Genomic DNA, 4532 nt, shown 5'->3' with positions numbered 1-4532 from the left:
CCACCCAATGGTGAGTATGGGTGGTTAGTGTATTTAAGATTTTCTGTTGCTTTCCTGTTAAGAGGCTGTTTGGGGGGTTTACTGCATCCCCGCCGTGAACGGCAAGGTTTTCAAGAGAAAAAGATAAATATCCTTCGATAGCTTCAAAACTGATTGAAGTGAAGGAAAAAATCAGAGGACGAATAAAGCCGCCATCACCTTGGCATCCTCCACCATGTTGTCTATCCTCGCGTACTCGTTGGGCTGGTGGGCGGTCTCGTCGAGGGTTGCCCACACAACTGCCGGAATGCCGAGCTTCCTGAAGTAGGCCGCGAAGGTTCCGCCGCCTATTCCCCCGACCCTCACCCCTTTTCCGCGGAGCTTCTTGATTGCCTCCCTGAGGAGCCTAACGATTTCGCTGTTCGGATCTGTCGGCTTTGGAGCGTCGAGCCTCTGGAGAACCTCGACCTCTATCTCAGGAAGGATTTTCCCGTCGATCTCCTTCAGGTAGGCCCCCCTCACATCCTCCGAGAAAGTCTTCACATCATTGAGGATTTCGTCGAGGCTGTAATCCGGCAGAACCCTGCAGTCGAAGACAACCTCGTGCTCCCCGGGCGCTATGTTGGGGCTGTCGGCAGGGTTCCTCACCATAGTAGGCTCGAAGGTGCTCTCGGGAGGCTCGAAAAGCCCGTCCCTCCTGGAGTACTTCTCGTGGAGGAACCTGTCGAGATGGTAGGCAAGGTCGAGGGCAACGCGGTGGGCGTTTAATCCCTTCTCGGGCATGCTCGCGTGAACCTGCTTCCCCCTGACCTTCAGCCTGAACCAGAGTATGCTCTTCTCAGCGACTTCGATGAATGTTCCGTCCTCGTTCCCGCCGTCGGGAACCAAAACGAGGTCGTCCTTCCTGAAGAGCTCGGGGTGGTTCCTCATAAGCCATCCAATGCCGTATTCGCTACCAGTCTCCTCGTCGCTGACGAAGGCGAGAATTACCGTCCGCTTTGGCCTTATTCCGAGGTTCATGAGGGCTTTGACCGCGTAGAGACTCGCAACAAGGCTCTGCCCGTTGTCCTCAGCACCCCTCCCGTAGACCTTCCCCTCCTTTACGACGGGCTTGAAGGGGTCGCTCTCCCACTTGCTCAAATCTCCGGGTGGGACAACGTCGAGGTGCGTTAGAATCCAGAGCCTCTCGCTTTCCTCACCCTCTTCGCCGTAGTAGTAAGCTAAGATGTTCGGCCTGACGCCTTTCTTGGCCCTCTCGTCGGGGGCGTTGTAGACCTCAACCCTGTCGAAGGGCCAGTCCTTTATTATCTCAAGCAGTTTCTGGGCCTTGTCGTATTCTCCCTCATAGCCATAGTCGGGGCTTATCGCCGGGATCCTTACCAGCTCGACGAGGGTTCTCACCATCTCGTCCCGGAGTCCCTCTATTTCCCTGGATATCTCGGGGAGGTGGCTCTCCATTTCGATCACCGTAGTGGATAGAGCACCGGGCTTAAACACTTTTTGTCACCCAAATGCCTTATATACTCCCCATCCCAAAGCCTACCGTCCGCAGAAGGGAAGGAGGTGTTGGAGTGATAGAGATAACATTCCTCGGGAGCGGGGGCGGCAGGTTCATCACGATAACCCAGTTCCGCTCCACGGGGGGATTCCACATAAGGGCGAGCAGGAACATCTACGTTGACCCGGGGCCCGGGGCCCTCGTGAGGAGCTGGCGCTACAAGCTCGATCCAAGGAAGCTCGACGCGGTCTTCGTCTCCCACAGGCACGTTGACCACTGCAACGACCTTGAGGTCATCGTTGAGGCAATGACAGGCGGGGCACTCAAGAAGAGGGGAACGCTCATAGCGTCAAAAAGCGTTGTCTACGGCGACGAGACCCACACGCCGGCCATAAGCAGGTACCACCTTGAGGCCCTTGAGAGCGTCCACATACCCGAGCCCGGGAGCAAGATACCAATCGGCGAGGAGGAGTTCGTGATAACGCCGAGCCAGCACTCTGACCCAACGACCATAGGCTTCCGCATGAAGACCCGGTTCGGTGACGTCTCCTACATACCCGATACCGCCTACTTCGATGACCTCATCGAGTGGCACGACGGCGCGAGGCTGCTCATAGCGGCGATAACGAGGCCCAGGGACATGGGGATCCCCTACCACCTCAGCACGGATGACGCTGTGGAAATGCTAAGGAGGATGAAGAAGAAGCCTGAAGTCCTCGTGATGAACCACATCGGCATGAAGATGCACTTCGCCAACCCCTACAAGGAAGCGAAGTACATAGAAACTGTAACCGGGGTCAAGACCTACGTTGCCAAGGAGGGATTCAAAGTAATGATTGACAGAAAAGAGATAAGCGTGAGAACGCTCAGGCCCGCGAGGTTCGTTTGAGCTTTTTAACCTCTTCCTTTACCACCCCGTAGGCCATCTCGAAGAGTTCATCTCTCCTCCTCTCCGTTGGCCCCTCGACGACGACCCTTATCTTCGGCTCGGTTCCGCTTGGCCTTACGAGAACCCACGAGCGGTCGCTCAGGTTGAAGCGGTAGCCCGAAACGGTCAGGACTTCCCTTATCTCCTCCCCGAGAATCTCCTCAATCCTTTTGGCGGAGTTTTCGACTGCCTTTTCCTTCAGCTCATCCGGGCAGGCCACGTTGGCCTTCCTGATGTAGTAAGTCGGAATGTTTTCGCTGAGTATCTTTGAGAGCGGGCCTTCCTCGTCTATCATCTTGATTATTAGGCCCATTGTTACGAAGCTGTCAATCCAGAGGCCGAACTTCGGGTGAACCAGCTTCCAGGGCTCGCCGGCGAAGATGGCCCTATAGCGTTTTATCCCGTCGTGGGGCTGGCCGAGGGGGACGCGGACGACTTTTCCGCCCGCTCTTTCGACGACCTCGTCTATCTTAGAACCGGTGTTTATCGACGTAACGACCGTCCCACCGCCGTGCTCCTCCACATAACGCTTTGCGAAGAGCGCTATTACAGTGTCCTCGTCAACGTAGTTCCCCTTCTCGTCGAAGACCGCTATCCTGTCGGCGTCTCCATCCTGGGCGAAAGCAACGTCAACCTTGAGTTCCTTAACGAGTTCTCCGAGGTAGGCTATGTTCTCGTACCTCGGCTCGGGCTTCCTCCCCGGGAAATGGCCGTCAACGTGGGCGTTAACGCTGAAAACCCTCACCCCCATCTCGCGGAGGAGGTATGGGGCCAAAACGCTTCCCGAGCCGTTTGCACCATCGTAGAGAACCCTGAGCTTAGTCTCGTGGTTCACGAAGTCGAGGACCGCGTCGATATAATCGGAAACAACCTCAATTGGCCTCACGGTCTTTATCTCATCCCACCGTGCCTTTCTGAAGCCCCCCGCGAATACGATTTCCTCCAGCTCCCGCTCCTGCTCAACGTAGAACTCCGTTCCGTCCCCGTTGAAGACCTTTATGCCGTTGTCCGTCGGGGGGTTGTGGCTCGCGGTTATCATAACCCCTGCGTCGCCGTGTTCCCTCGTCGCCCATGCTAAAGCTGGCGTCGGGATTAGGTCCGCGTCTAAAACCTCCATCCCGCTCGCGAGAAGTCCGCTTATCATGGCGTTCTTGAGCATAACGCTTGAGGTTCTGCCATCCCGCGCAACGACGGCCCTTCCGGTTTTGTAGGTTCCGATGGCCATCCCGACCTTCAGGGCTAACTCCGGCGTTACCTTCTCCCACAGCCTTCCGCGTATTCCAGCGGTTCCGAAGAGCCTCATAGCACCACCGGGCCTATTTTCTCTTCGGGTTATAAACGTATATCGCCAGCCCCCTGAAGTTGACCAGAGTAGTTCCCCTCGCCCTCGGGTCTCCAGACAGAGGGAGGATGTAAACGGGGACCTTAAGGGCCCCCCCGAGCCTTAGAATAGGGGCGAGCATTTCAGGCGTTGGCCTGACGGAATAGACAGCCTTTGCACCCAGGTAGAGCCCAAGCTTCGGCCTGAAGAGGTTGTCCCTAATCGCGTTTATGCCGGCTTTTCTGGCGTTCTCGACGGCCTTCTCGTTCCAGTCAACGGCCAGAACATCGTAGCCGAGCTCTTTCAACCTCAGGGCAACCTTGAGGTGGAAGCCAATCCCCGCCTCGACGATCTTCCCCCTCTCAACGGTCTCCGCTATGAACTCCGCCAGAGCCTCAATCCCCATGGAAAAAAGTTGGAGGGGGGGTTTAAAAGCTTTCAAAATACTGCCTTTCCGTTCGCTTTGTTGAAGATGTGGGCCTTTCTCATGTCGAAGACGACGTCAAGCTCCTCTCCCTCAACAACCCTCGACTCCGCAGGGAACTTCCCCGTAAACGAGAGATCCCCAACGCTCAGATGAACGATCTTCTCGCCGCCGAGGTTCTCGATGATGTCCACCATGGCCCGGACCATGTTCTCCCCCGGAACCTTCACCTGGGCAAAAAACGCGTCGAGAACGTCCTCTGGTCTTATGCCGAAGGTTATCGTCTTGTCGATCAAGTTCTCCTCCCTCAAAACCTCAAACTGGTCCGGCAGGAGCTTAAGCCTGAACTCGCCAAAATCAACAAACCCATCCTCAGTAAGAG

5 protein-coding genes are annotated in these 4532 nt (G+C 56.2%); 1 reads left to right on the top strand and 4 read right to left on the bottom strand.

The window, feature by feature from the left end; all coding sequences use genetic code 11:
* Window positions 1–171: 171 nt before the first annotated feature.
* The gene (locus tag MVB78_RS07720; RefSeq protein WP_297490008.1) at window positions 172–1437 is read right to left on the bottom strand and encodes a M20 family metallo-hydrolase; all 1266 of its coding nucleotides are present in this window, start codon (window positions 1435–1437) and stop codon (window positions 172–174) included.
* Window positions 1438–1550: 113 nt separating this feature from the next.
* Between MVB78_RS07720 and MVB78_RS07715 the strand changes: the two genes are divergently transcribed.
* A complete protein-coding gene (locus MVB78_RS07715) occupies window positions 1551–2366 on the top strand; it encodes an MBL fold metallo-hydrolase (protein WP_297490006.1) in 816 nt (271 codons plus the stop codon).
* Here the strand turns inward: MVB78_RS07715 and glmM are convergent.
* From glmM to MVB78_RS07700, 3 genes are all read right to left on the bottom strand, one after another.
* The gene (gene glmM, locus MVB78_RS07710; RefSeq protein WP_297490004.1) at window positions 2344–3708 is read right to left on the bottom strand and encodes a phosphoglucosamine mutase; all 1365 of its coding nucleotides are present in this window, start codon (window positions 3706–3708) and stop codon (window positions 2344–2346) included. The genes MVB78_RS07715 and glmM overlap by 23 nt on opposite strands.
* A 13-nt stretch (window positions 3709–3721) precedes the next feature.
* A complete protein-coding gene (locus MVB78_RS07705) occupies window positions 3722–4132 on the bottom strand; it encodes a UPF0146 family protein (RefSeq protein WP_297490002.1) in 411 nt (136 codons plus the stop codon).
* A 32-nt stretch (window positions 4133–4164) separates the two neighbouring features.
* On the bottom strand, window positions 4165–4532 hold a 368-nt coding region (locus MVB78_RS07700), incomplete at its 5' end, for a TOBE domain-containing protein (RefSeq protein ID WP_297490000.1).

This window comes from Thermococcus sp. (assembly GCF_026991495.1).
Lineage (GTDB): Archaea > Methanobacteriota_B > Thermococci > Thermococcales > Thermococcaceae > Thermococcus.
The sequence above is the reverse complement of the archived record's forward strand: the minus strand, read 5'-3'. Positions and strand labels throughout refer to the sequence as shown.